Annotated in this window: 21 protein-coding genes; 20 read left to right on the top strand and 1 reads right to left on the bottom strand. The window is 45.3% G+C overall.

Going from position 1 to position 18600, the window contains the following annotated elements; translation table 11 throughout:
• The first annotated feature begins 58 nt into the window (after positions 1 to 58).
• The 8 genes from tuf to INF29_RS00855 all read left to right on the top strand — a co-directional run bounded on the left by tuf (position 59) and on the right by INF29_RS00855 (position 9271).
• Positions 59 to 1252, top strand: a complete 1194-nt coding sequence (gene tuf / locus INF29_RS00890; RefSeq protein WP_087989102.1) for an elongation factor Tu — start codon at positions 59 to 61, stop codon at positions 1250 to 1252.
• A gap of 217 nt (positions 1253 to 1469) precedes the next feature.
• On the top strand, positions 1470 to 1607 hold the full coding sequence (locus tag INF29_RS00885) for a hypothetical protein (protein WP_193484086.1): 138 nt from the start codon (positions 1470 to 1472) through the stop codon (positions 1605 to 1607).
• 571 nt (positions 1608 to 2178) lie between these two features.
• Complete coding sequence (locus INF29_RS00880) at positions 2179 to 3318, top strand: acyl-CoA dehydrogenase family protein (protein WP_072851238.1); 1140 nt, start codon at positions 2179 to 2181, stop codon at positions 3316 to 3318.
• A 66-nt stretch (positions 3319 to 3384) separates the two neighbouring features.
• Positions 3385 to 4176, top strand: coding sequence for an electron transfer flavoprotein subunit beta/FixA family protein (locus tag INF29_RS00875; protein ID WP_087989101.1), 792 nt, complete (start codon positions 3385 to 3387; stop codon positions 4174 to 4176).
• Between the two features lie 109 nt (positions 4177 to 4285).
• On the top strand, positions 4286 to 5338 hold the full coding sequence (locus tag INF29_RS00870) for an electron transfer flavoprotein subunit alpha/FixB family protein (RefSeq protein WP_193484085.1): 1053 nt from the start codon (positions 4286 to 4288) through the stop codon (positions 5336 to 5338).
• A gap of 339 nt (positions 5339 to 5677) precedes the next feature.
• A complete protein-coding gene (locus tag INF29_RS00865) occupies positions 5678 to 6313 on the top strand; it encodes a GTP pyrophosphokinase (protein WP_072850395.1) in 636 nt (211 codons plus the stop codon).
• Positions 6310 to 7887, top strand: a complete 1578-nt coding sequence (cls, locus tag INF29_RS00860) for a cardiolipin synthase (RefSeq protein WP_193484084.1) — start codon at positions 6310 to 6312, stop codon at positions 7885 to 7887. The genes INF29_RS00865 and cls overlap by 4 nt, the downstream gene beginning before the upstream one ends.
• Before the next feature lie 187 nt (positions 7888 to 8074).
• Positions 8075 to 9271 (top strand): LysM peptidoglycan-binding domain-containing protein, encoded by a 1197-nt coding sequence (locus INF29_RS00855; RefSeq protein ID WP_193484083.1) that lies wholly within the window; start codon positions 8075 to 8077, stop codon positions 9269 to 9271.
• Positions 9272 to 9353: 82 nt separating this feature from the next.
• On the opposite strand, the gene INF29_RS00850 is transcribed toward INF29_RS00855, so the two are convergent.
• Positions 9354 to 9986, bottom strand: a complete 633-nt coding sequence (locus INF29_RS00850) for a LexA family protein (protein ID WP_193484082.1) — start codon at positions 9984 to 9986, stop codon at positions 9354 to 9356.
• Between the two features lie 279 nt (positions 9987 to 10265).
• Between INF29_RS00850 and INF29_RS00845 the strand changes: the two genes are divergently transcribed.
• The 12 genes from INF29_RS00845 to INF29_RS00790 all read left to right on the top strand — a co-directional run bounded on the left by INF29_RS00845 (position 10266) and on the right by INF29_RS00790 (position 18591).
• The gene (locus INF29_RS00845) at positions 10266 to 10769 is read left to right on the top strand and encodes a sigma-70 RNA polymerase sigma factor region 4 domain-containing protein (RefSeq protein ID WP_072850381.1); all 504 of its coding nucleotides are present in this window, start codon (positions 10266 to 10268) and stop codon (positions 10767 to 10769) included.
• A gap of 83 nt (positions 10770 to 10852) precedes the next feature.
• On the top strand, positions 10853 to 11245 hold the full coding sequence (locus INF29_RS00840) for a terminase small subunit (RefSeq protein WP_072850379.1): 393 nt from the start codon (positions 10853 to 10855) through the stop codon (positions 11243 to 11245).
• A complete protein-coding gene (locus INF29_RS00835) occupies positions 11242 to 12486 on the top strand; it encodes a PBSX family phage terminase large subunit (RefSeq protein WP_072850377.1) in 1245 nt (414 codons plus the stop codon). The genes INF29_RS00840 and INF29_RS00835 overlap by 4 nt, the downstream gene beginning before the upstream one ends.
• 156 nt (positions 12487 to 12642) lie before the next feature.
• Positions 12643 to 14124: a phage portal protein gene (locus tag INF29_RS00830; protein ID WP_243184053.1), complete on the top strand. Its 1482-nt coding sequence runs from the start codon at positions 12643 to 12645 to the stop codon at positions 14122 to 14124.
• Positions 14121 to 14561, top strand: a complete 441-nt coding sequence (locus INF29_RS00825; RefSeq protein WP_193484081.1) for a phage scaffolding protein — start codon at positions 14121 to 14123, stop codon at positions 14559 to 14561. Before INF29_RS00830 ends, INF29_RS00825 begins: the two co-directional genes overlap by 4 nt.
• 12 nt (positions 14562 to 14573) lie before the next feature.
• A complete protein-coding gene (locus INF29_RS00820; RefSeq protein WP_193484080.1) occupies positions 14574 to 15497 on the top strand; it encodes a hypothetical protein in 924 nt (307 codons plus the stop codon).
• A gap of 13 nt (positions 15498 to 15510) precedes the next feature.
• On the top strand, positions 15511 to 15831 hold the full coding sequence (locus INF29_RS00815; protein WP_193484079.1) for a head-tail connector protein: 321 nt from the start codon (positions 15511 to 15513) through the stop codon (positions 15829 to 15831).
• 16 nt (positions 15832 to 15847) lie between these two features.
• Positions 15848 to 16210: a hypothetical protein gene (locus INF29_RS00810; protein WP_193484078.1), complete on the top strand. Its 363-nt coding sequence runs from the start codon at positions 15848 to 15850 to the stop codon at positions 16208 to 16210.
• Between the two features lie 17 nt (positions 16211 to 16227).
• Entirely contained in the window at positions 16228 to 16680 is a 453-nt protein-coding gene (locus INF29_RS00805) for a phage tail terminator family protein (protein ID WP_193484077.1), read from the top strand.
• Positions 16661 to 16828 (top strand): hypothetical protein, encoded by a 168-nt coding sequence (locus INF29_RS00800; protein ID WP_087989091.1) that lies wholly within the window; start codon positions 16661 to 16663, stop codon positions 16826 to 16828. Before INF29_RS00805 ends, INF29_RS00800 begins: the two co-directional genes overlap by 20 nt.
• Before the next feature lies 1 nt (position 16829).
• The gene (locus INF29_RS00795; protein WP_193484076.1) at positions 16830 to 18122 is read left to right on the top strand and encodes a phage tail sheath family protein; all 1293 of its coding nucleotides are present in this window, start codon (positions 16830 to 16832) and stop codon (positions 18120 to 18122) included.
• Positions 18123 to 18135: 13 nt separating this feature from the next.
• Positions 18136 to 18591: a phage tail tube protein gene (locus tag INF29_RS00790; protein WP_022254322.1), complete on the top strand. Its 456-nt coding sequence runs from the start codon at positions 18136 to 18138 to the stop codon at positions 18589 to 18591.
• The last annotated feature ends 9 nt before the right edge of the window (positions 18592 to 18600 follow it).

Genomic DNA, 18600 nt, shown 5'->3' with positions numbered 1-18600 from the left:
TATGCGATAATGTATGAATCTATTTGCCTTAGTAAATTTTAAAGGAGGATATTTAAAAATGGCAAAACAGAAATTTGAAAGAACCAAACCTCATATGAATATTGGTACTATCGGTCACGTTGACCATGGTAAAACAACTCTGACTGCAGCTATCACAAAAACACTGCATGAAAGATATCAGATCGGTGAAGCAGTTGCTTTCGAAAACATCGACAAAGCTCCCGAAGAAAGAGAACGTGGTATCACAATCTCCACAGCTCACGTTGAATACGAAACACCTGTAAGACACTATGCACACGTTGACTGCCCGGGTCACGCTGACTATGTTAAAAACATGATCACAGGTGCTGCTCAGATGGACGGCGCTATCCTGGTAGTAGCTGCTACAGACGGTCCTATGGCTCAGACAAGAGAACACATCCTGCTGTCCCGTCAGGTAGGCGTACCTTACATTGTTGTATTCATGAACAAATGCGACATGGTTGAAGACGAAGAACTGCTGGATCTGGTTGAAATGGAAATCAGAGAACTGCTGAACGAATATGAATTCCCCGGTGATGATATTCCCATCATCAGAGGTTCCGCATTCCAGGCTCTGCAGGATCCCGCTGGTCCTTGGGGCGACAAGATCATCGAACTGTTCGATGCAATCGAATCCTACATTCCCGAACCCGAACGTGACACAGACAAACCTTTCCTGATGCCCGTCGAAGACGTATTCTCCATCACAGGCCGTGGTACAGTTGCTACAGGTAGAGTAGAAAGCGGCGTTGTTAAAGTACAGGACGAAGTTGAAATCGTTGGTCTGACAGACGAAATCAGAAAAGTAGTTGTAACTGGCGTAGAAATGTTCAGAAAACTGCTGGATCAGGCTGAAGCTGGTGACAACATCGGTGTTCTGCTGCGTGGTGTTCAGAGAAACGAAATCGAAAGAGGTCAGGTTCTGGCTAAACCCGGTTCCATCACACCTCATACAAAATTCAAAGCACAGGTTTACGTTCTGAGCAAAGAAGAAGGTGGCCGTCATACACCTTTCTTCAACAACTACAGACCTCAGTTCTACTTCAGAACAACAGACGTTACAGGCGTTATCTCTCTGCCCGAAGGTACAGAAATGTGCATGCCTGGCGACAACGTTGAAATGACAATCGAACTGATCACACCCGTTGCTATGAACCAGGGTCTGCGTTTCGCTATCCGTGAAGGTGGTAGAACAGTAGGCGCAGGTTCCGTAGTAGAAGTTATCGAATAATTTCAACTCCATACGGTAAATGCAAAAGGAGTATCCTTAGGGATACTCCTTTTTTGTGTGCTGCCATATATTAAGGAAGAAATGGAAACGGAATGACGAAAAGAAATATTTTCTGTTTCGGAAGAATAGACAAAAAAGGAGAAAGGGGACAAAAGGATATTTAGCGTAATTTTTCACAAAAATATGACGGTATGAAAAAATGTGATAAGAACGGTTCATGGCAGGGAAGAAGCCCATTCGAGGGAAAGAAAAAGGTTTATTTTTTACCGAAAAAAAGGGAAAAAGCCCGAAAGATTGGGAAAAGAAGGAAAAAGCAAGGGATGTTCATTATGAAAAGTACACAATGCTTGTATGACAACATAAGGGCAAAAACCATGTTGGAGACAGTGGGGATATTGACAGAGAAAAGACAATAGTGTAAAGTAGGGTTAAGCAAAAAGACAAGGAACACACAAAATCAGCAGGCAGTGTGTTATTTTTTCGGCAGTATATTTCGCATACAAAGTATTGAGAAAAACAAAGGTTTCTTTGCCATTCACAGATCCATGGAACGGACATTTTCCGGAAGAATCGAGAAGCGATCGTGGCTGAAGGCAAGAGAATTTGGGTAAAAGAGGCGAAAGGAAGATGCCGGAAGAACCATGGATTTTTGTTGGTTTTTTTGTGGCGAAAAGACAGTGAGAACTGTCGGTATTACCATAAATTGTGACCGTTTTTTATCTAATATTTAATCGACAAAGATGTTGACAATTTTTAGACAAAAATGGTATAGTTCTTTTAGAAGCGCACAAATGCTTTTCTGTTGAGATGCAAAAAAGCGAATGTGGACTTCATGACGGCAGCGTCGGATGTAGGTTGTTTTTATAAAGCGACCGGGGCGCAAGGACGGTTGCTTTAAATTTATTAAAAAATAGGAGGAATATTAAATGGATTTCAAATTGACAAAAACTCAGATGCTTCAGCAAGAGTTGTTCAGAAAATTTGCTGAAACAGAAGTTAAACCCATCGCAAAGGACATGGACGAAAAAGAAGAATACTCTGCTGAACTGCTGCAGAAATTGCAGAAAATCGGTGCGTTCGGTATTCCTTATTCCAGAGAATATGGCGGTCAGGGTGCAGACGTTCTGACATACACACTGTGCATGGAAGAAATGTCCAAAGTTGATGCTTCCACAGGTATCACACTGTCCGTACATACATCTCTTTGCTGCCCTTGTATCAATGAATTTGGTACAGAAGAACAGAAACAGAAATATCTGAGACCTCTGGTTGACGGTTCTAAGATCGGCTGCTTTGGTCTGACAGAACCCGGTGCTGGTACAGACGCTGCTGGCGTACGTACAGAAGCTACACTTGATGGCGACTACTATGTACTGAACGGTACAAAGATGTTCACAACAAACTCCGGTTTTGCTGATATCTTCATCGTATTCGCTCTGACAGACAAATCCAAAGGTCCTAAAGGTATGTCCGCTTTCATCGTAGAAAGAGGCTACGAAGGTCTGACAGTTGGTCCCAACATCGAACGTATGGGTATCAGAGCTGCTTCCAACTGTGAAGTAATCTATGAAAACGTAAGAGTTCCCAAAGAAAACCTGCTGGGCAAAGAAGGTCAGGGCTACAAGATCGCTATGACAGCTCTGGGCGGCGGTCGTATCGGTATCGGTGCTCAGTCCGTAGGTATCGCACAGGGTGCTATTGATGAAACACTGAAATATGTTAAAGAAAGAAAACAGGGTGGCAAACCCATCGGTAAATATCAGAATACACAGTTCAAACTTGCTGAATGCCAGACAAAAGTTGATGCTGCTAGACTGATGGTATGGAGAGCTGCTACTGAAAAAGACAACCATGGCAACTACGCTCCTTATGCTGCTATGTGCAAATACTTCGCATCTGATGTAGCAAACGAAGTTACAAGACAGTGCGTACAGCTGTTCGGTGGTTACGGTTACTGCCGTGAATATCCCGTTGAAAGAGCTATGCGTGACGCTAAAATCACAGAAATCTACGAAGGTACAAACGAAGCTATGAAGATGATCATCTCCGGCTCCATGAAGGTTTGATCTAGTAGATATTCTCAAATTTAGATGACGAAGCTAAATTACTAATATTTTGGAAGGAGAACTATAATGAAAATCGTTGTATGCATTAAACAAGTACCAGATACAGTTGAAGTTAAAATTGATCCTAAAACCGGCACTCTGATCCGTGACGGTGTTCCCTCTATTATCAACCACGACGACAAAACAGGTATCGAAGCTGCTCTGACTCTGAAAGAACAGCTGGGCGGCACAGTTACAGTAGTATCCATGGGTCCCCCTCAGGCAGACGTTGCTCTGAGAGAAGCTCTGGCTATGGGTTGTGACGAAGCTATCCTGGTTTCCGGCAGAGAATTCGGTGGTTCCGATACATACGCTACATCCGGTATCCTGGCAGCTGCTCTGAAGAAAATCGGTTACGATCTGATCATCACAGGTCGTCAGGCAATCGACGGTGACACAGCTCAGGTTGGTCCTCAGATTGCTGAAAAACTGCATGTTCCTCAGGTTTCTTATGTTGAAGAAATCAAAGAAGCTACAGAAGATTATGTAGTAGTTAGAAGACAGTTCGAAGATGGCTACCACATCATCAAAATCAAAACTCCTTGCCTGCTGACAGCTATCGCAGAACTGGCAACACCTAGATACATGACAGTTAGAGGTATCGTAGAAGCTTACGAAAAAGAAATCAAGATTCTGGACTTCGAAGCTCTGAAAGATGGCCTGGAACTGGATATGATCGGCTTGAAGGGTTCCCCTACAAACGTATATCAGTCCTTCACAAAAGAAGTAAAAGGCGCTGGTACAATCCTGAAAGACCTGTCCGCAGACGAAGCTGTTAAAGCAATCGTTGCTAAACTGGAAGAAAAATTCATCATCTGATGAATGCTTGCGGATCCGTTTGTTAAGGACGGAAAGAAGCAGAAAAACGCTGTTTCTGCTGAAAAAGAAGCTAATACGAAAATTTGGAATATAAGGAGGAAACCCTACAATGAGTAATGGTATTTATGTAGTAGTTGAACAAAGAAGCGGTAAGGTTCAGAACGTAGGTCTGGAACTGATCGGCGAAGCTACAAGACTGAAAGCAGATCTGAAAGATGATGTATATGCAGTCCTGCTGGGCAGCGGTATCGAAGGCGAAGTTGACAAACTGTACCACTATGGCGCAGACAAGGTAATCCTGGTTGACCATCCTTACCTGAAAGAATATGTAACAGAACCTTATACAAAAGCTGTTACAGAAATCATCAAAAAATTCGATCCCGAAATCATGCTGTTCGGCGCTTCTTCCATCGGTCGTGACGTTGCACCTCGTGTAGCTAGCCGTGTAAGAACAGGTCTGGTTGCTGATACAACAGGTCTGAGAATGGCTAAAACACAGGAAGAATATGACAAAGAAGCATCCATGGGTTGCGCAGATCCTACAAGAGCTCTGCTGATGACTCGTCCTGCATTCGGTGGTAACATCATGGCTACACTGATGTGCCCTAGAACAAAACCTCAGATGGCTACAGTACGTCCTGGCGTTATGAAGAGAATCGACAAGGACGAAACAAGAAAAGGCGAACTGATCAAATTTGACGTTGACTTCACAGAAGCAGACATGAACGTTGAAATTCTGGAAGTTGTTAAATCCGATAAGAAATCTGTTGACCTGACAGAAGCTAAACTGATCGTTTCCGGCGGTCGTGGTATCGGCGGTCCTCAGGGCTTCGACATGATCAGAGACGTTGCAGATGCACTGGGCGCAGAAGTTGGTTCTTCCAGAGCATGTGTAGACGCTGGCTGGATCGAAAAAGATCGTCAGGTTGGTCAGACAGGTAAAACAGTACGTCCTGACCTGTACATGGCATGCGGTATCTCCGGTGCTATCCAGCACGTAGCTGGTATGGAAGGTTCCGAACTGGTAATCTCCATCAACAAAAACGACACAGCTCCTATTTTCGAAGTATCTGACCTGGGTATCGTAGGTGACGTTAAACAGATCCTGCCTAAACTGGCTGATGCTATCAGAAAATACAAAGCTAACAAAGCTACAAACTAATTCGTTTGCTACAAAGGGCTTCCCGAAAGGGAAGCCTTTTTTTGTGGAAAAACGGATGCGGCAGTTTATGCGGTATTACATTTAGGGCAAAAAACAGTGGATGAAATGTGGAAATGGGAAAAAATCGGAAGAAAGATAAATGAAAAAAATTTAGGCGAAAAATAAAATCATATATGGGAAAATATGGATTTTCAAGGGGCTGTATATGATTTTTGCATAAGAAATTCGTGAGAAAAAGCGCAAAAAATAGACTTTTTGTATGACATATGGTATACTGCAAGAAAACAAAATAGGAAGGTGAGTATCGTGCCGGAATTGGATTTTCAATTTAAAGATATTATGCAGATGGAACATCCTGAATTGATTTTGAAAAAGGCAAGACCTTTTATGGACTTGATGATGGAATATCAATGTGCTTTGATGGAAGTGGAAACAAAGCTGAATGTTTTGAATGAGGAATTTGCGGCAAAATACCAGCGCAATCCTTTTGAATCCATTAAATCCAGAATCAAAGAGCCGTTGAGTATCATCAACAAAATGAAACGAAAAGGTTTTGAATTATCTGTTGAAAGCATGGAAAAGAATTTATTTGACATTGCCGGGATTCGCGTCATTTGTTCTTTCTGCGATGACATTTATGCCATTGCCAGCATGCTGACGGGACAGGATGACATCATTCTGGTGGATGTAAAAGACTACATCAAAAATCCCAAACCCAACGGATACCGGAGTTTACATTTGATTTTGGATATTCCCATTTTCCTTTCTTCTGGAAAGAAACACATGAAGGTGGAAGTACAGTTCCGTACCATTGCTATGGATTTCTGGGCAAGTCTGGAACACAAGGTAAAATACAAAAAGGATGTGGAACATTCAGAAGAAATTGTGGCAGAATTGAAAGAATGCGCTGACGTAATTTCCGCTATGGATTGTCGGATGCAGGAAATTCGAAATAAAATCGAGGGAAAAGCATGAACGATGCAGGGGCAAACAACAAAAATGGTTTATTGGAAAAAGGGCGCAGCGGTGTACTGCATGTGATTTTCGGACGTTCCGCAGTGGTGCTGGTACTGATTTTGATTCAGCTGATCTTAATGTTTTGGGTATTTGACTATTTCCGAAAAAGTGCACCTTATTTCTTTGGGGGGCATTTAATCATTGCACTGGCACTTGTTTTTATTGTGCTGAATCGTCCGTCAAATCCTGCTATGCAGCTTTCCTGGGTGGTCATTATCATGATTTCGCCCGTTGTGGGTGGATTGTTTTATTTTTATGTGGAAACCCATCCGGGACAGCGGATTTTGGAAAAGCGGCTGGAAACCCTTTATAAGCAGACGGCAAAGTATATTACGCAAGATGAAGAAATTGCCCAGAAGCTAGCGAAGCGGGACAAAGGAACTGCAAGGATGGCAGACTACATCCGTAAGCATGGAAATTTTTCTGTATATCAGAATACGAAAGTGACATATTTTCCTTTAGGGGAAAACAAGTTTGAAGCCATGCTGCAGGAATTGGAAAAAGCTGAAAAATTTATTTTTCTGGAATATTTTATTGTGGAAAAAGGGTATATGTGGGCGAAAGTATTGGAGGTTTTGCAGCGAAAAGTGGCAGAAGGTGTGGAGGTACGTTTGATGTATGACGGCACTTGCGCATTTAACTATTTGCCTTACCGTTACCCTGATGAAATCAAGAAAATGGGCATTCAATGCAAAATGTTTTCGCCTATTTTGCCCATATTATCCACCCATTATAACAACCGCGATCACCGAAAAATACTGGTCATTGACGGAAAAGTGGGATTTACCGGAGGCGTGAATATTGGGGATGAGTACATCAACCGTCGTGCTCCCTTTGGGCACTGGAAAGATACAGCCATCATGCTGGAAGGCGATGGGGTGGAAGGGCTGACACAGATGTTTTTGCAGATGTGGAATGTTACGGAAAAATGCGAAGATTTCGGTAAGTATTTACAGAAAGAAAATTGCGGCATACAGGATGACAGCGGCTTTATTCTGCCTTTTGGGGACAGTCCTTTTGACCGGGAACTCATTGGGGAAACGGTTTATATGGACATCATCAACCGGGCGGAGGACTATGTACATATTATGACGCCATATCTTATTATCGACCATGAAATGGAAACGGCATTATGTTACGCGGCAAAAAGAGGTGTGGACGTGAAGTTGATTTTGCCGCATATTCCAGATAAAAAAATGCCTTTTGCTTTGGCAAAGACCCATTATCCTCAGTTATTGAAAGCTGGAGTACGGATTTTTGAATATACGCCGGGATTTGTGCACGCAAAGGTATTTTCCAGCGACGGCAGAAAAGCCGTTGTGGGAACCATTAATCTGGATTACCGCAGTTTGTATCTGCATTTTGAATGCGGTGCCTTTTTATTTAATCTGCCAGTCATTGAAGAAATCGAAAAGGATTTTGAACATACATTGGCAGAATGTCAGGAAGTGACCATGGCAGATTACAGAAAAGGAAATATAATACAGAAAATTTGCGGCAAAGCATTGAAATTGCTGGCGCCGTTGATGTAAGAAAATGCAGATAGCTGGAGTTCTTGAAATACGAAGGATTCCAGCTTTTTTTGTGGGAAAAATGTCTATTTTTGCAGAGAAATGCGGTAGGAAAAAAAGAGGGTGCGACAGCCTTTGACAGGTTTTGCAGGGAAAAGGTGTTATATTTCATAAAGAAATGACATAGCAAAACCAAGGAGGAAAAAAGATGCGGTATTATTTCGATGGGGACAGCAATCTATACGGATATCATTCCGATGAAAAGCCCTTTACATTTCCCACAAAAGTAAAGCAGATGGGCGCCGTTGACCATAGACGGAAAATCTATGTAGAGGATTATGTGTATACATACTTATATCAATATGGCAAAAGTCACAGCTGTACGGAAAAGGTAGCGGCACTGGTAGGCAGGCAGATTGAGATAGACGGAGAAGAAATTCTCATGATCTGCGGTGCCATTCAGGGGAAAGATGCCACAGAGGAAAATGGTACACTGACATTCAGCGCGGCAACATGGGAATATGTGGGCAGTCAGATGGACAAGTATTTCCAGGGGATGACGCTGGTGGGCTGGGTACATTGTCAGCCGGGATTTGGCGCCTTTCTCATGTCTAAGGATGAGGCGTTTCACAAGTTATATTTTCAAGAGCCATGGCAGGTGCTTTTTGTGGTAGACCCTGTGGACAAGCTGGATACTTTCTACATATACAACGAAGAAGCGGACGTATTACAGCAGGCAAAAGGGTATTTTGTTTACTACGAAAAGAATGAAGAAATGCAGGAATACATGTTGGATCACAGTGTGGTGAAGCCCAAAGAGGCGAAAAATCCAGAAGAAAAATCAGAGAATGAAGAACAGGCAAAGATGGAAAAAGAAGAAATAAAATCACAGGAAGGTCCACGGAGAAGGCGGCGTCCCACACCAGAAGAACGTATTGACGCGGCACAGGAAATCCGGCGGGTATTGCAGCGACGGGCAAAAGAGGCGGAAGCGGCACAACGGAGCAAGTATACCATGCTGACCAGTGTAAGCTGCATCTTATGCGTGATTTGTCTTTGTCTGGGATATGGGCTATTCAGCAATTTGAACAGGCTGGAAGATCTGGAAACGAAAATGGCCATGGTACAGGATTCTTATACGGTACTGGCGGAGAATGTGGAGGATGTGAAAGTACAGGCGGCTTTTGCACCGCGCATGACTGCGGCGGCAGAAGAAGAAACAGAAGAACCGGAAGAAACTCAGAAAACAGAAGGACGGATACACGTTGTGGAAGCCGGGGAAACATTAGGCAGCATCAGCCAGAAATACTATGGTGATGGAAATGGTGTAGAAAAAATCATGAATGCCAATGGACTGGATAATCCCAATCATATTGTATGCGGACAGGAATTGCTGATTCCATAAAATGTGAAAAAAACACGAGAAAAACCAGAAATTCAGAAAAGAATTGAATTTCTGGTTTTTTGTGCCTTTGGAAATAGACAAATTACAGCTTGAATTTTACATGGAGCACCTTACCGATGATGTGCAGGCAGGGAAGTTCAGCAGGCGTAAAAACCATGGGCGCATATGCGGGATTTTCTGCTTGCAGGATCAGCAGACCATCTTTTTTCAGCACACGTTTGAGGGTGGCTGTTTCGTTGTCGATGATGACAACGGCAATGTCGCCGGATTCCACATCATCCTGTTTGCGGACAAAAACAAGGTCATTGGGATAGATGCGGGCATTGATCATACTGTCACCTTGGACGCGAAGATAGAAATATTCATGGCAGGCTGAAACTTCCGAAGCGTCTACGGTTTCATAGCCTTCGATGTTTTCCACGGCAAGGGCTGGCATGCCCGCATGAACGGCACCCAAAATGGGAATCCGCACAGAATGACGCAAAGAGAAGCTTTCCGCTGGCAGATAACCACAGGATACCATCAATTCTTCATAAGATACCTCGGGACCGGCAATGGCACGAAGCAGATCAGGAGAAGGAGGACGATCCAGACGCAGGTTCAGGTATTTGGACAGATATGTGCGGTTAAAGCCTGTACGCTCAGAAAATTCGGTGGTGGTGGAATTGCCTATGAGTTTTTGCAACTGTTCTTTGAATTTCACTTTTTGAAACATATACAAAACCTCCTATATATTTTCGTTCAGTATAACAGAAGAAAGAAAAAAAGACAACGGAATTTGTGAAAAAAGTTGACATGAACAGATGTTCGTGATATGATGATAAAAACATAGTCAAATCGTGATTAAAAACATTGTTACTTTTCGTAATGTGAATACTATTGCAGGATTTTGTCGAGAATTGTCGATAAAATATAGTGATTTACAGAAAATAAAGCAGAAGCATCACGATTTTCTACAGTTTATGTGAAAATAATTAACGAAAGCTGGGTGTTTATGGGGAAGAAGGAAGATGTATCCAAAATGCATGCGTATTTGCAGAAAGAAGCCGAAAGCACCAGAGGAAAGGTGAAGCGGATGCTTTTGGAATGGGGAGCAAGTTTAGACCAATGCGGAAGGAAACAAGAAGAAATCCGCAAAATTCTGCGGCTGAAAGCAGAATGTGAAGGGTTGGCGGCAGAGGTGAAAAGCAGGAGCATGGAAAAGGGATTTTCTCTAATTGAGGAAGCCTATGACCACAACATTGCTGTTTTGCAGGAGGAAATTGAACGAAAACTCACAGAAAAAAGAAAAATTGATGGTATGGTGGCACTGTTGTCTAAGGAGGAACAGGAGCTGCTGTTTTTACGGTATCAAAAGGGATATGGATATGATTACATTGCTTTGAAGCTGAATATGGGGCGGTCTACTTGTTTCCGCATTCATGACAGGATATTGACGGAATTGGCGGATAAGTTGGAATCGGACGGATTTTTTTGTGATAAACGTGAAAAAAATTAACAGATAGGAAGTTGGGACTTTTTGAGAGTTTTGGTGTGATAGGATTTGTTTGCGGCCGACAAAAGAAGCAAAGGAGGGAGGAGATGTCCCATGAAACATTGAGTGAGAAGGAAAAAGACTTTTGCAGGGCATATGCAGGGGGCATGACAGCGGCAGAAGCGGCAAAAGCGGCGGGATATGCAAGCGGAAGTTACGGAAAACAGCTATTGCAAAAAGAGAAAATTCGGGCTTTTCTGGCAGAAATGGAAAAGGAAGTGATACCTTCCAGTCAGAAAAAACAGGAAGGGAAAATTGCACCGGGGGATGAGATACTGGCTTTTCTGACGGAAACCATGCGGGGCAGTGAAGAAACGGACATTAAGACCCGTATGCGTGCGGCGGAACTGCTGGGCAGGCGGAACGGGGCTTTTGCGAAAGAGGAAACGGAAAACAGCCGAGTCATCATCATCGATGACATTGGGAGGGAAGAAGGGTGAAAGAGAAAAAAATATTCCTTTCTTCTCTCATTGGACCGGCGTTTTACGAGGTGCATCGGGACATTGCAGCCCACAGGCATGTGCATTACTGGCTAAAAGGCGGCAGGGGCAGTGGAAAATCTTCTTTTGTTTCGCTGGAAATCATATTGGGGATGATGGCTGACCCGAAAGCCCACGCCGTGGTGCTGCGAAAGGTGGCGGTAAACCTAAAGGACAGCGTTTTTGAACAGCTCTGGTGGGCGATCCGCAGTCTGGGGGTGGAAGATCAATGGGAAAGCAAGCTGTCCCCTATGGAAATGGTTTACAAAAAGACCGGACAAAAAATCATTTTCAAAGGGGCAGACAAGCCCAGAAAAATCAAGTCTGCCAAGTTTCGGGAAGGATATGTGAAATACATCTGGTACGAGGAAGTGGATGAGTTTTCAGGAATGGGGGAAATTCGCACCATTAACCAGAGCCTGATGCGAGGTGGAGAGGATTTTGTGGTGTTTTACTCCTTTAATCCGCCCAGAAGCCTCCAAAGCTGGGTTAATGGGGAAGCGGCGGAAGAACGAGAGGACAAGCTGGTACATCACAGCACCTATCAGACCATGCCCAAGGAATGGCTGGGAGAGCAGTTTTTTCTGGAAGCGGCTTATATGGAAAAGCGGCACAACGAAAGCTACCGACATGAATATCTGGGGGAAGCCGTGGGATGCGGTGGCGAGGTATTCCACAATATCGTTTTACGGCAAATCACAGAAGAAGAAATCAGAACCTTTGACCATGTGGCAAGGGGCTTGGACTGGGGATATGCCGTAGACCCCTTGCACTATACTGTGAACCATTACGACAGTACCAGACGGCGGCTGTATATTTTCTTTGAATTGCATAAGGTTGGCATGAGCAATCGACTGCTGGCGGCAGAGATCCAGAAAGAAAACAAAGGAAATGAGTTGGTGGTTTGCGACAGCGCCGAGCCGAAATCTATTGCCGAATTGCAGGAATACGGCATATCTGCCATGGGAGCGAAAAAAGGTCCTGACAGTGTGGTTTATGGCATGAAGTGGTTACAGGATTTGGAGGAAATTGTCATTGACCCGAAGCGGTGTCCTATGACGGCAAAGGAATTTACGGAATATGAGCTGGAAAGCGATGGGAATGGGGGCTGGAAGGCTTATTTCCCAGACAGAAACAATCATGCCATAGATGCGGTAAGGTACAGTCGGGAAAGAGATATGCGACCGGTGCGGATTTGGTAAAGATAAGAGGATGTTGGAAATGTGAGCAGATAGGGCGGCATAGGAAGGGGAATTTTAGAGGTAGAAGAGAAAAAGAAATTTTGCCAAAGGGTTTTTCAGGGAGAAATCGTCTGTTGAAATTTGAGAAAGGAATTGAAAAAGGAGAGCAGGCGGTTTTTGATAGAAGCATTTTGGCAGAAAGGAGAAAGCATGTATTTATCGGAAATGGATTTGCTCAAAGCCAGACTGACGGCGGAAGGCAGGCTCAGTCAAAGCAGGATTTTACAGGAGATTCTGCGGGAGGACAGCCAGAGCGAACAGAAACGAAAAATGCGGGAGGGAGAGAGATATTACCGCTGCGACCATGATATTTTACGAAAGGATTTTCGCAGGACAACCATTTCAGAAACGAAAAATGGCGCAGAGGAATTGAAACCATTTTTTAATCCCAATCGCAGCAATCACCACAATGTAAATCCTTTTCATCATACGCTGGTAGCCCAGAAAGCGGCGTACTTGGTGGGGAGAGAGCCTACCATCATGGTGAAAGGTGAGGGAAAAAGTGAATACGAAGGAGAACTGGCGGCATTTTGTGATGCGGGGTTCAATCGGCTGCTGCATCGCTGGGTAGTGGGCGCGGCAAACAAAGGGGTGGAATATCTCCATGTGTATTACAACGAGGATGGGGAGTTCTGCACCTGTATTGTGCCGGCGGAAGAACTGATTGTTTGCTATGACGCGGTACATCAGGAGGAAATGACCGACGTTATTCGATACTACGACATCAAAGTGCTGGAGGATGGGAAAGAACATCTCCGCAGGCAGGTGGAATGGTGGACAAAAGACGATGTGACCTATTTTTCTGAAAACAGTCAGGGGGAATTTTTACAGAAAAAACAGGTGCCTCACTGGCTGGTGACAAAAGAGGAAAACGGCGAGGAAGTAGAACGGATTGCACACAACTGGGGGCGGCTGCCTTTTATTCCTTTGCAGAATAACGGCGAGGAAACCACGGATTTGGAGCTCATCAAAGGGCTGGTGGATGCTTACGATTTGCTGAGCAGCGAAGGAACCAACAATCTGCTGGACTTGGTGGATTTATACTGGGTCATTCAAGGCTATGGCGGCGAAGCGGCAGGCGCTATGGCGAAGAAATTGCAGATCAACAAGGCAGTGCAGATCAGCGATAGCAGCGGACATGTGGAGGCAAAGCAGGTGGAACTGCCTGTGGAAAGCCGCATGAGCTGGATGAAGATGCTGCGGAAGGATATTTTTCATTTTGGCATGGGTGTTGATACGGACAGTGAGGACTGGGGAAAGGCACCCAGTGGTGTGGCGTTGCAGTTTCAGTATGCCATGTTTTATTTGAAAATCAACGGCGTTATGCCGGAGATTCGCAGGGCGGTGAAAGAAGTGCTGCGATTTGCTACAGAGGACTGGAACCGCAGAGATGGCGGGCAAAGGGACTGGCGGAAAATTCAGGTACAGCTGAACACCAGCGGCATTACGGATGATCTGGAGACCGTACAGATGATTCGAGAGTCCCAAGGACTTGTCAGTGAAAAGACACTGCTGGGCAAACATCCTTTTGTGGAGGATGTGAACAGTGAGATGGAACAGTTGAAGAGAGAAAGAAGCAAGAAGGAGGAAACAACATGACACAGGAATTGATGCAGAGATTGGGGATTCAGAGCCCGGAAACAGCGGAAAAGGTGGAACAGTTTTTGCTGGCGCTGGAAGAAAGAAACAGACTGCTGACAGAAAAAAGTGCGGCACTGGAAAGAGAAAAAACACTGGCAGAAGAAGCCCTGCAGAACGCGAAAAAAATCGCGGCTATGGAAAAAGCCATTTTGGAAGCCGGCGGCAAGAATGCCAAAGCCATTCTGGCACTCATTGACGCAGATGAAGTGACAATGAACGAAAAAGGGGAACTGGAAGGGCTGGATCTGGAAGCGGTGAAAGCCGAAGCGCCTTATCTGTTCAATGAAAAAGAGGAAAAGACAAAAGGCACAGGTTTTCAGGCGGCTTATACCAAAAAGAAAACAACAAAGGAAAACGAGATTGCGCAGACATTCAGAAAAGCGCTGAGAAGATAAGGGGGAGAGAATATGAGCATCAACACAATGGAATATGCAGCAGTATTTATGCAGGAACTGGACAGTCAGATGGTGGAATGTGCTACCAGCGGCTGGATGGAGGACAACGCCGGACAGGTGCAGTACAGCGGCGGCGCAGAAGTGAAGATTCCCAAAATGGAGCTGAGCGGTTTGGGAAATTATGACAGGGACAAAGGCTTTGCCACAGGCAGTGTGACTGTCAACTACGAAACAAAGAAACTGACACAGGACAGAGGTCGTGCTTTCCAGGTGGACGCCATGGATGTGGACGAAACTAATTTTGCGGCAGTGGCAGGCAATGTCATGGGGGAATTCCAGAGAACAAAAGTTATTCCTGAAATTGACGCTTATCGTTACAGCACCATTGCCCAGCTGGCAGAAACAAAAGGTAAGAAAAAAGATTACACACCAGCGGCAGATACCATTCTGGAAACACTGCTGAATGATATGACAGAAATTCGTGATCTGGTGGGGGATGGCGCAGAAATCGTTGTGACTATGTCCGCGAAGGTGGCTGGTATGCTGGATTTGGCGAAGGGCGGCAACAACGTCATTGAAAGCGGTGAATTTACCCAGGGCAACATGACACTGAAGGTGAAGGAAATTGATGGTTGTCCTATCATTCGTGTGCCTTCTGCCAGATTCAAAACAAAATATGATTTTTACGACGGCGTTTCCGAAAGTAAGGAAACAGGCGGTTTTGTGGCGGCGGCAGATGCAAAAGACATCAACTGGATCATTGCCGTGAGACAGGCACCCATTGCTGTTTCTAAAACCGATGTGACACGTATTTTTGACCCCATGACAAACCAGAACGCAAACGCGTGGAAAATCGACTACAGAAAATACCATGATCTGTGGATCACAGACAACGGCATGGAAGGTGTGCTGGTCAGCGTAAACAGCGCCGAATAAAGGCGGTGGAGCCATGAAAGAAGCGATTTTGGCAAAAATGGCAGAACTGCGGCAGGTGGGGGCGGAAGATGCCGCCCTTGCCTTTGCGGCAGAGAGAAGTATGGAAATGGTGCAGGCTTACTGCAATCTGGAAGAAGTTCCAGCGGAATTGGAACACGTTTGTGTTTGTATCGGATTGGAAATCTATGACAAAGGCGGTTTGCAGGAAGGCGGCATCAAGGAAATTACAGAAGGAAAGGTTTCTGTGACATTTGCAGACGGAGCAGATACGGCAGGGGCATTTTTGCTACATTATCAGGAGGAACTGAACCGTTTTCGAAAGATGCAGTGGTGAGAAAAGGGGGGATACCATGGCAGGAAGCTGGCAGGCGGCGAAAAGGGCTGTGGAAAGCTATTTTACGGACAAGTGCCGTGTGACGGAATTTACAGAAGAAGAAACGTCTTGGGGGGAGACCCGTTTCAGCGCTGTGCAGGGGAAAGAAATGACTTGCAGGCTGGTGGAAGAAGGGGACGGCAGTGATATTGAGGGGCTGCTGGCTTATGGGCAATGGGAAGGGGTATTGTTATATCCTACGGAAAATCACATTGCGGCAGGCAGTCAGGTGGAAGTGACAAAGCCAGATGGCAGGGAGGTCATCTTTTTTACCACGGGAGAAACCCTTTCTTACAGCACCCACAAAGAAACGGTATTGACACGGAAGTGTCCCTTTTAAGGGGGGGTGGATGCGTGATGGAAAGAAAAGATATGATGACACTGCTGAAACGGGCAGTGATACAGACGTTAAAAGAAGGATTTTCCATTTCTGTGTATGGAGAGCGTGTGCCACAAAAGGCGAAAGTACCCTGTTTTTCTGTGACGGTGGAAGAAACTAATCAGAAAAGACTGCTTGGCAGGCGCAGGGAAGTGGAGGCAAAGCTGAAAGTGCGCTACACAGGGGCAGAAGAAAAAGACAAAAAGGAAACGGCGGCTGCAGTGGCAGATGGGTTGTATGAGGTGCTTTGGCTGGTGGGCAGTGCGGAGCGATTTGGGGCAAGGAGTATGTCCCATACCATGACAGAGGACGGCGTGGATTTTTTTGTTACCTATGGCTGGCAGATCATTGTGGAACAGCAGGAAGCCCTTATGGAGCGGCTGGAATACAACGGGGAAAAGGTGATTGGATATGAAGAAAACGAAGTTTGAAAAGGCGCAGCTTTTGGAAAGCAAAACACTGGGGTATGGCAGGGATTTGCTGGAAGCAGTGCTGGAGGATGGAAAAAGGTATACAAAGGAAGAAGCCGCAAAGGCGGCAGAGGCATATTTGCAGGGGAAAGTAAAGGAGGAGAAGTAATATGGCATTAGGCGGCGGCACCTTTTTGGTGCAGAACAAGGTATTGCCGGGGGCGTACATCAATTTTGTATCCAGACCAAGAGCCATGGGCGTTATGGGCGAAAGAGGCGTGGTCTGCATGGGTATGGAACTGGACTGGGGTCCTCAGGAAATGATGGCTGTGGAAGCGGCAGATTTCCAGACAAAGGCCATGGAGGTATTTGGTTTTGGATACAGCCATGACAAAATGAAGGATATGCGAGAGCTGTTCTGTGGGGCGAAAACAGCGAAGATTTATCGCATTAACAGCGGGACAGCGGCAACGGCAAAAATCGGAGAACTGACAGTGACAGCGAAATATGGCGGTTTGAGAGGCAATGACCTGCGTGTGGTGGTGGCGGAAAACGTGGACGAAGAAGGCATGTTTGACGTGGCTACCTATATGGAAATGGAACAGGTGGATGTACAGACCGTGGCAGACATTGACAGTCTGGAAGAAAACAAGTTTGTGAAATTCAACGGTACCGGTGCACTGACACCTACAGCGGCAACCCCTTTGACTGGCGGTACCACAGAGGAGGTTTCCGGCAGCGGATACACAGATTTTCTGGCGGCGGCGGAAAAAGAAGATTTCAATGTGCTGGCGTATAATGGTACAGACGAGGTGACGAAAAAGCTGTTTGTGAGCTTTACAAAACGTCTGAGAGATGAAGAAGGCGTGAAGTTTGTGACAGTGCTTTATGATTATCCTCAAGCGGATTACGAGGGCATCATTTCTGTGGGCACATCGAAAGAACTGGTTTGCTGGACAGCGGGCATGGAAGCTGGCGCGGCTGTCAACGAAAGTCTGACCAACCGCAAGTATGACGGGGAATATGAAGTGGATGCAAAAGACACCAAAAGCAATTTCATCAAGGGGATTCAGGCAGGGAAATTCCTGTTTTACGATGACGGCGGCGAGGTGCGTGTACTGCGTGACATCAACTGTTTCACTTCTTTTGAAAGCAACAAAAACAGTGATTTTTCCTCTAACCGTGTGGTAAGGGTGCTGGACAGCATTGCCAATGATGTGGCAAGGATTTTCAGCCAGTATTATCTGGGTAAGCGCAGCAACAACGCTGACGGCAGAAATCTGCTGAAAGCGGAAATCATTGCCTACCATGAACAGCTGTTGCAGCTGGAGGCAATCGAAAACTTTACGGCGGAGGACATTACGGTGCAGCAGGGCGTGGAAAAACAGGATGTGGTGGTATATGAAAGCGTACAGCCCACCGACGCCATGGAAAAACTGTACATGAGAGTGGAAGTTGTGTAAAAGGAGGAGAAGTATGGCATATTTACGGGCAAAAGATACGGTAAACGGTGCCTTGGGCACTTGTTACGCCAGAATTGACGGAGAGCGTCACGAATTGATGCAGGTGAAAAACGTGACAGCTATCGTAAAGAAAACCAGAACGGAAATTCCCATTCTGGGGCTGACAGGGAAACAGCACAAAAGCGGCGGCTGGGAAGGCACTGGAAAAATGACGGTGTATTATGTTTCCAGTCTGTTCCGCAAGGTGATGCTGGATTATATGAAAAATGGCGTGGACACATACTTTGAACTGATGCTGACAAACGAAGATCCTACGGGGGAAACAGGAAAACAGACAGTGCTGCTCAAAGATGTGAACATTGATGAAATGGTCATCGGGAAGCTGGATGTGGATCAGTTTGCTTTGGAGGAAGATATGACATTTACCTTTGGGGATGCGGATCTGCTGGATGCTTTTGACGAACTGTAAGAAAATGGG

The organism is Anaerotignum lactatifermentans (assembly GCF_014982935.1).
In the GTDB taxonomy this organism is placed as follows: domain Bacteria; phylum Bacillota; class Clostridia; order Lachnospirales; family Anaerotignaceae; genus Anaerotignum; species Anaerotignum lactatifermentans.
Note: the sequence above shows the minus strand (reverse complement) of the source record. Positions and strands in the feature narration are given on the sequence as shown.

Excerpts from the sequence above, each read along its gene's own strand:
- tuf (WP_087989102.1), top strand. The coding sequence starts at position 59 with ATGGCAAAACAGAAATTTGAAAGAACCAAACCTCATATGAATATTGGT.
- INF29_RS00885 (WP_193484086.1), top strand. The coding sequence starts at position 1,470 with ATGGCAGGGAAGAAGCCCATTCGAGGGAAAGAAAAAGGTTTATTTTTT.
- INF29_RS00880 (WP_072851238.1), top strand. The coding sequence starts at position 2,179 with ATGGATTTCAAATTGACAAAAACTCAGATGCTTCAGCAAGAGTTGTTC.
- INF29_RS00875 (WP_087989101.1), top strand. The coding sequence starts at position 3,385 with ATGAAAATCGTTGTATGCATTAAACAAGTACCAGATACAGTTGAAGTT.
- INF29_RS00870 (WP_193484085.1), top strand. The coding sequence starts at position 4,286 with ATGAGTAATGGTATTTATGTAGTAGTTGAACAAAGAAGCGGTAAGGTT.
- INF29_RS00865 (WP_072850395.1), top strand. The coding sequence starts at position 5,678 with ATGCAGATGGAACATCCTGAATTGATTTTGAAAAAGGCAAGACCTTTT.
- cls (WP_193484084.1), top strand. The coding sequence starts at position 6,310 with ATGAACGATGCAGGGGCAAACAACAAAAATGGTTTATTGGAAAAAGGG.
- INF29_RS00855 (WP_193484083.1), top strand. The coding sequence starts at position 8,075 with ATGCGGTATTATTTCGATGGGGACAGCAATCTATACGGATATCATTCC.
- INF29_RS00850 (WP_193484082.1), bottom strand. The coding sequence starts at position 9,986 with ATGTTTCAAAAAGTGAAATTCAAAGAACAGTTGCAAAAACTCATAGGC.
- INF29_RS00845 (WP_072850381.1), top strand. The coding sequence starts at position 10,266 with ATGGGGAAGAAGGAAGATGTATCCAAAATGCATGCGTATTTGCAGAAA.
- INF29_RS00840 (WP_072850379.1), top strand. The coding sequence starts at position 10,853 with ATGTCCCATGAAACATTGAGTGAGAAGGAAAAAGACTTTTGCAGGGCA.
- INF29_RS00825 (WP_193484081.1), top strand. The coding sequence starts at position 14,121 with ATGACACAGGAATTGATGCAGAGATTGGGGATTCAGAGCCCGGAAACA.
- INF29_RS00820 (WP_193484080.1), top strand. The coding sequence starts at position 14,574 with ATGAGCATCAACACAATGGAATATGCAGCAGTATTTATGCAGGAACTG.
- INF29_RS00815 (WP_193484079.1), top strand. The coding sequence starts at position 15,511 with ATGAAAGAAGCGATTTTGGCAAAAATGGCAGAACTGCGGCAGGTGGGG.
- INF29_RS00810 (WP_193484078.1), top strand. The coding sequence starts at position 15,848 with ATGGCAGGAAGCTGGCAGGCGGCGAAAAGGGCTGTGGAAAGCTATTTT.
- INF29_RS00805 (WP_193484077.1), top strand. The coding sequence starts at position 16,228 with ATGGAAAGAAAAGATATGATGACACTGCTGAAACGGGCAGTGATACAG.
- INF29_RS00800 (WP_087989091.1), top strand. The coding sequence starts at position 16,661 with ATGAAGAAAACGAAGTTTGAAAAGGCGCAGCTTTTGGAAAGCAAAACA.
- INF29_RS00795 (WP_193484076.1), top strand. The coding sequence starts at position 16,830 with ATGGCATTAGGCGGCGGCACCTTTTTGGTGCAGAACAAGGTATTGCCG.
- INF29_RS00790 (WP_022254322.1), top strand. The coding sequence starts at position 18,136 with ATGGCATATTTACGGGCAAAAGATACGGTAAACGGTGCCTTGGGCACT.